The sequence below is a fragment of the Dactylosporangium salmoneum genome, from assembly GCF_039532525.1.
GTDB classification, from domain to species: Bacteria; Actinomycetota; Actinomycetes; order Mycobacteriales; family Micromonosporaceae; genus Dactylosporangium; species Dactylosporangium salmoneum.
The window spans coordinates 1-6,835 of sequence record NZ_BAAARV010000105.1 but is presented as its reverse complement, the minus strand read 5'-3'; the positions used below and the strand labels follow the sequence as shown (position 1 = coordinate 6,835).

5 protein-coding genes are annotated in these 6,835 nt (G+C 68.8%); 4 read left to right on the top strand and 1 reads right to left on the bottom strand.

Features of this window, described 5'->3' with window-relative positions; translation table 11 throughout:
- From ABD352_RS49540 to ABD352_RS49530, 3 genes are all read left to right on the top strand, one after another.
- Positions 1 to 1,773 (top strand): penicillin-binding transpeptidase domain-containing protein (locus ABD352_RS49540; RefSeq protein ID WP_344619630.1); only part of this gene is annotated, 1,773 nt, incomplete at its 5' end.
- A gap of 75 nt (positions 1,774 to 1,848) precedes the next feature.
- Complete coding sequence (locus ABD352_RS49535) at positions 1,849 to 3,057, top strand: glycosyltransferase 87 family protein (protein WP_344619629.1); 1,209 nt, start codon at positions 1,849 to 1,851, stop codon at positions 3,055 to 3,057.
- 4 nt (positions 3,058 to 3,061) lie between these two features.
- Entirely contained in the window at positions 3,062 to 4,552 is a 1,491-nt protein-coding gene (locus tag ABD352_RS49530; protein WP_425553956.1) for a glycosyltransferase family 87 protein, read from the top strand.
- A gap of 158 nt (positions 4,553 to 4,710) precedes the next feature.
- On the opposite strand, the gene ABD352_RS49525 is transcribed toward ABD352_RS49530, so the two are convergent.
- Positions 4,711 to 6,144, bottom strand: coding sequence for an MFS transporter (locus ABD352_RS49525; protein WP_344619631.1), 1,434 nt, complete (start codon positions 6,142 to 6,144; stop codon positions 4,711 to 4,713).
- Positions 6,145 to 6,213: 69 nt separating this feature from the next.
- On the opposite strand from ABD352_RS49525, the gene ABD352_RS49520 reads away from it, so the two are divergent.
- Complete coding sequence (locus ABD352_RS49520) at positions 6,214 to 6,834, top strand: TetR/AcrR family transcriptional regulator (RefSeq protein WP_344619628.1); 621 nt, start codon at positions 6,214 to 6,216, stop codon at positions 6,832 to 6,834.
- Position 6,835: the final 1 nt, after the last annotated feature.

Below are 6,835 nucleotides of genomic sequence, written 5' to 3'. Positions count from 1 at the left end.
AGCATGGCCGAGGGCATGGTCCTGGCCGGGCTGATCAAGAACCCCGAGGGCAGCGGCAAGGGCAGCCCGTTCGACCCGAACATCGACAAGACGCAGGCGACGGGCCGGTTCGAGTACATCAAGGGTCAGATGCTGAAGCTCAACTTCTGCTCTGAGGCCGACGCGCCGGTCAAGATGAAGTACCCGGACAAGGTCATCACGCCGGCCGAGGCGCGGGCCAACGCCGTGGGCGCGCAGAACCTCAACAAGCCCGAGGGTCTGATCATCCACCACGTGCTGGGTGAGGTCGCGGCGCTGACCGACCCGAAGACCGGCGCGCTGCTGTATGAGGACACCGACGCGGACGGCAAGAAGAACTTCGACAAGATCCGCAACGGCGGCCTGAAGATCGTCACCACGATCGACAAGGACATCCAGCCGCTCGCGGTGCGCGAGGCCACCGACAACAAAGAATCGAACATGTACAAACAGCCGGGGAACCTGCAGGCGGCCCTCGTGGCCGTCGAGCCGGGCACCGGCGCGGTCAAGGCCTACTACGGCGGCGACAACGGCAGCGGCAACGACTACGCCGGCTACTACAACGACCCGGTGCTCGGCGACGGCAGGGACAGCTGCTGCGGCGGCCACCCGCCGGGTTCGACGTTCAAGGTCTACACCCTCGCCACCGGCCTCATGGCGGGCTACAAGATCGACTCGATGTGGGACGGCAACTCGCCGGCCGACTTCCCCAAGAGCGGCCGTACCGCGAAGAGCGGCAACCCGGTCAAGAACGCGGGTGACGGTTCCCCGTCGAAGCCCAAGTGCGACTCCGGCCACGGCGACTGGTGCACCCTGCAAGAGGTCACCGTCATGTCGCTCAACGTGCCGTTCTTCGCGCTCACCGAGGCGGTCACGCCGGCCAAGGTGATCGACACCGCCCGGGCCGCGGGCATCACCGACATGTGGGCCAACGTCCAGGGCAAGTCGACCAAGATCGACCTGACGAACAACGACGGCGCCAAGGTGTCGCCGACCTACTTCTCCACCGAGGTCGGCTTCGGGCAGTACCCCGTGACGGTCCTCGAGCACGCGGGCGGCATCGCCACCTTCGCCGCGCGCGGCCTGGCCGCCAAGACCCACTTCCTCAAGGAGGTGTGGCAGGACGGCAAGAAGACCTACGCCGAGGTCATCGCCCCGAAGCGGATCCCGGGCTTCACCGACCAGATGTCCGACGACCTCAGCACGGTGCTGCAGGGCGTGCCGGCGCACTACAACCTGAAGACGCACGACGGGCGGCAGATCGCCGGCAAGACGGGCACCTGGCAGTACGGCGACAACGGCTCGTCCAGCGGCAACGCGCACGCCTGGATGGTCGGCTACAGCGCCTACGACCCGGCGAAGAAGTCGCCGGGCCTCGCGGTGGCGGTCTGGGTCGGCAACAAGGCCAACGAGCAGCCGATCAAGGACAAGAACGGCAAGGCCATCATCGGTGGCTCGCTGCCCGGCCCGATCTGGCGGGACTTCCTCGACGCCGCGCTGACGCAGCTCAAGGAGCCGAAGGTCAACTTCCGGCCGCCGGCTCACACCGGGCGGATCGAGGTCGGCACCGGCATCTCGCCGCAGCCGAGCCTGCCGCCCGTGATCGACCCGAACAACCCCGGCAATGGCAACGGCAACGGCAACGGCAATGGAAACGGCAACGGGGGCAACCCCGGCAACCCGGATCAGAGCCAGGTGCCGGGCGGTAACGGCGGAGGCCTCGTCCCGACCATCATTCCGACACGAAGACGCTGACACCCGAAAGGTGTAGGGCCACGGTCCCGGCGGTATGTTCGCCGGGACCGTGGCCCTTTTCGTGGGAGGTGGGCGTTGGACGCCGGCAGGCGCAGGGTCGTCCGGTGGGTGCTGCTCGGGCTTTTCGTGGCGCTGGTCGTCTACGCCCACATCTGGTACCGCAACCGCCACGACTGGTTCGACCTCGGCATCTACCGCCAGGCCGTGAACTGGTGGCTGGACGGCCACAACCTCTACGACTTCGTCAAGCCCGACGACACCCAGGGCGCACTCGGCTTCACCTATCCCCCGTTCGGCGCGCTGGTCCTGGTCCCGTTCGCGGTGCTGGGCTGGCTGCCGGCCGTCGTGCTCTACAGCGTCGTCACGGTCGCGGCGGTGCTCGTCACGACGTACTGGCTGCTCGCCCCGATCGCCCGCGAGAAGGGCTGGGACCTGCCGTTCGCGCTGGTCCTGGCGCTGGCCGTGATCAGTGCCCTGGAGCCGATCCGCGAGAACTACACGTTCGGCCAGATCAACATGGTGCTCGTCCTGCTGGTCCTGGCCGACCTGCTGGTCCTGCTCCCCAAGGGCAGCCGCTGGGCCGGCGCGCTCATCGGCCTGGCCGCCGCCATCAAGCTCACCCCGGCCATCTTCGTCATCTACCTGCTGGTCAGCCGCCGCTACCGGGCGGCGCTCACCGCCGTGGCCACCGGAGCCGCGGCCAGCCTGCTGGCGTTCGCCGTCATGCCGCGCAGTTCCGTGCGGTTCTGGACCGACGCGTTGTGGCAGGGCGAGGGGATCGGCAATGCGGCGTACACCTTCAATCAGTCCTTCTACGGCATGCTCGCCCGGCTGTCCGCCCCCGGCGAACCCAACCGGCTCGTCTGGGCCGCGCTCGTGCTGCTCGCCCTCGGGTTCGGGCTGTGGCGGGCCCGCCGTGCGGCGCTGGCCGGCGACGAGGTGGTCGGGCTGACCATCACCGGGCTCGTCGGCTGCCTGATCAGCCCGATCACCTGGGTCCACCACATCTACTGGTTCATCCCCGCGCTGATCGTGCTGGCCGCCGCCTCCCGCTGGCGGGTGGCGCTCGCGGTCGTCGTCGCGCTCACCGTCGGGCTCGGCCTGGTCTCCTGGTTCGAGCAGGGCCTGCCGGTCGATCCCTGGGGCCATGGCGTGTGGGGCTTCCTCATCAAGAACTGGTACCTGCTGCTGATGGTTGCCCTGCTCTTCGCCCTGCCGATCCGGCCCGGGGCCCGCGTCGAACCGGGGGTTGCATCCACTACCGAGCCGGCGACGGTACGGTGACACGATGCCGATGAGACCGGGCCAGCCGAGCCTGCGCCCTGAGCATCTAGTCGACGAGCCCGCCAACTCCGACCGCTTCATCGGTGGCCTGTCCGAGTCGATCGGCGGCCCCCTCGGCACGCACGCCGTCCGGACCAGCGTCCGGCTGCCCGGCGGCGGCCGGTTCTGGACCCCGGCCCGCGTGGTACTGCTGCTCATCTGCGCGATGCTGAGCTTCCACTGGGTGCAGAAGTCCCCCTGCCGCGATGCCGCGTGGGCGGACATGAAGCAGTACAAGTACTTCTGCTACACAGACGTCCTGGCGCTGTACTACGCCGAGGGCCTCAGCGACGGCCAGGTCCCCTACAAGGACCACCCGGTCGAGTACCCGGTGCTGACCGGCGCCTTCATGGGCGTCCTGGGCCTGCCGGTGCACGACCTCAAGGAGCGCGGCGTCGTGCAGAACGACGGCCAGACGTTCTACGACGTCAACGCTGTCGTGCTGGGCGCCTTCGGCATCGTCGCCGTCGCCGCCACCCTCGCCGTGCGCCGCCGAAGGCCTTGGGACGCGGCCCTGCTCGCCGTCGCTCCCGCGCTATTCGTGTCCGCGACCGTCAACTGGGACCTGTTCACGGTCGGGCTGACCGCCGTGGCCATGGCCTACTGGGCGAAACGAAAACCTGTGCTCGCCGGCGTCTTCCTAGGCCTGGCGACAGCGGCGAAGTTTTATCCGATGCTCATCATCGGCGCGCTACTCGTGCTCAGCCTGCGCACCGGCAAATGGAAGGACTTCTTCGTCGCCGTCGGCACGGGCGTGGTCACGTGGGGGGTCGTCAACGCGCCCGTCGCGTACTTCTTCTACGACTCGTGGATCAAGTTCTGGTCCTTCAACCAGGAGCGCGGGATCGACTGGGGCACCCTGTGGTACATCGGGGCGCACTTCCCGCGGGGCTCCGGGCAGTACGGCTTCCCGTTCTTCGGGAACCTGGAGACGGACCCGCAGCACTCCACGCTCAACACCCTCTACCTGGGGCTGTTCCTCATCTGCTGCGCGGGCATCCTGATCCTCGGCCTGACCGCGCCGCGCACCCCGCGCTTGGCTCAGCTGGCGTTCCTGATCGTCGCCGCGTTCCTCATCACGGGGAAGGTCTGGTCGCAGCAGTACGTCCTGTGGCTGATCCCCCTCGCGGTGCTGGCCCGGCCCCGGTGGGGGGCGTTCCTCGCCTGGCAGATCGCCGAGGTGCTCTACTTCGTCTCCTTCTACGGCGAGCTCATGGGCGCCTCCGGCCGGCAGGTGTTCCCCGAGGGCGTCTTCGTGCTGGCCTCGCTCCTGCGGCTGATCACCCTCGCGATCCTCGTCGGGTACGTGATCCGCGACATCCGGCGGCCCGAGGAGGACGTGGTCCGGTCCACCTACGAGGGCCAGGACCCGGACGCCGGCGTCTACAACGAGGAGTTACCCGAGGAGGAAGAAGGGCTGGCCCCTCCACCGCCGGCACTGGCGCGGGCGGGATAGCCCGTTTCACGTGAATCACAACGGCCCGGGCGGTTTCCGCGCGGGCCGTTGTGTTTGGGTGCTTTCGAAATGTCGGGCGCTGGCGCGCCACGACATTTCGGACTTTTCGCCTGGCAGTCTTGAGTTGGACAAGTATCCGGGAGTTTGTGCGCTATCTGTTAGGCTGCGGCCGGCACCGGCTCGCCCTTGGTAGCGACGGACCGCTCGGTGACTTTCAGGCGGGCCGACACGAGCATGGCCAGCAGTACAACCGCGGCGGCCACCACGAAGACCACGTCCAGGCTGACGACGAAGTCGCTCATGGCACCGGGGTGGGAGGCCAGCGCCTCGCCGGTGCGGGCCTGGTAGACGCGGGCGAGCACGGCGCCGACCGCGGCGGCGCCGACCGCGGTGCCCATCGACTGGAAGAACCGGATGCCGGTGGTCGCCACGCCGAGCTGGTGCCGGGGCGCGGCGTCCTGCACGACGGTGATCAGCCGCCCGATGAGCTGGCCGAACCCGACGCCGAGCAGCACCAGCACCCCGCGGAGCGCCCACAGCGAAGTCCCCTCGTGGACGAAGAGCGCGATCGCGCCTATGGCCACGGCCGCGCAGGCGGTGCCCAGCAGCAGGGCCGTCCGCGTCGCGAGGTGGATCTTGCCCGCGGTCAACCCGGAGAGCGCGAGCCCGGCGGCCATGAAGGCGAGGTACAGGCCGGAGTCGGAGGCGCTCACGCCGCGGGCGACCTGGAGGTACAGCATGAGGTGCACCATCGCCCCGATCATCGCGGCGCCGATGAGCAGCTGGATGACGTAGCTGCCGCGGATGGTCCGGTCCCGCAGCAGCGACAGGGGCAGCACGGGGTGCGCGGCGACCGACTCGCGCCACACGAAGAGCGCCAGGCTGATCACGCAGGCCGCGGCGAGCCCGAGGATTTGGGGGGAGATCCAGGGGTACCGCTGCCCGCCCCACTCGCACACGAGCAGCAGTCCGGCCGCGAACGCCGCCGCGAGCCCGGCGCCGGGCAGGTCCAGGTCGGTGCGCGTGGTCTCCCGCGGGATTCGGATGACGAACAGGCCGCCGATGATTACGACCAGGCCGAGCGGGACGTTGACGTAGAAGATGCCCCGCCAGTTGTCGTGGTCGGCGAACAGGCCGCCGATGAACGGTCCGATGGCCATGCCGAACCCGGCGAAGAGCCCACCGATCCCGCCGCTCCTGCCGCGGTCGTCCCCCGGCTCGGCGAGGTTGGCGAGCACCACCATGGTCACGCTCATGAGGCCGCCGGCCCCGACGCCCTGCACCGCCCGGAACGCGATGAGCTGCTCCATGCTCTGCGCCGCCCCGCACAGCACCGACCCGACCAGGAACACCCCGACGGCCCCGAGCCACACGGGCTTCGCCCCGAACGAGTCGCACAGCCGCCCGTACAGCGGCAGCACCACGGTCGCCGCCAGCGCGAACGCCGCGACCAGCCAGGCCACGTGCTCGACCCCGTGCACGGGATCGAGATCCCGCACGATCGGCACGATCGCCGACGAAACGATGTTCTGGTCCAGGATCGCCAACACGATCGTGAACAGACAGAGCACCCCACCAACCCGCCGTTGCATCTTCGTCACGTGAGTAGACTAAGCACAATTTTAGACCTAGTACAAGTTTGATCCTGGTATAGTTGCCCCATGGTGAGTTCGGCTTCTCCCGAGGCGCTGACGCTGCGCGAGCGCAAGAAGATCCAGACCCGGACGACCCTGTGGAACACCGCGATCGACCTGTTCGTCCGCCACGGCTTCGACAACGTCTCGGTGGCCCAGATCGCCGCCGCCGCCGAGGTCTCGAAGATGACCTTCTTCAACTACTTCCCGACCAAGGAAGACCTGGTCGTCGGGCCGATGTCCGAGCACACGAACGAGATGGCCGAGACCGTGCGCAACCGCGCCCCGGGCGAGACGCCGGTAGAGGCCCTGCACCGGCACTTCCTGGACGGCCTGGCCCGCCGCGACCCGGTGACGGGCCTGTGTGACCGCCCGCACGTGCTGGCCGTCCAGCGCCTGATCCACGAGACCCCGAGCCTGACCTCCCGAGCCCTGACCGTCCTGGTCCAGATGCAGAACGGCCTGGCCGAAGCCCTCGGCCCCACCTTCAAGGACCGGGCCACCGCCGCCATCATCAGCGGCGCCCGCGACGCCCTGACGATGGAGAACACCCGCCGCCTCCTGGCCGGCGAGTCAAGCGACGCCGTCTACCCCGACGCCGTCGCCAACGCCAACGAGGCCTTCACCCTGCTGAAAACCGGCCTCTGAC

Bases quoted from the DNA above. Each gene is read 5' to 3' on its own strand.
- ABD352_RS49530 (WP_425553956.1), top strand. From the start codon at position 3,062: ATGCCGATGAGACCGGGCCAGCCGAGCCTGCGCCCTGAGCATCTAGTC.
- ABD352_RS49525 (WP_344619631.1), bottom strand. From the start codon at position 6,144: ATGCAACGGCGGGTTGGTGGGGTGCTCTGTCTGTTCACGATCGTGTTG.
- ABD352_RS49520 (WP_344619628.1), top strand. From the start codon at position 6,214: ATGGTGAGTTCGGCTTCTCCCGAGGCGCTGACGCTGCGCGAGCGCAAG.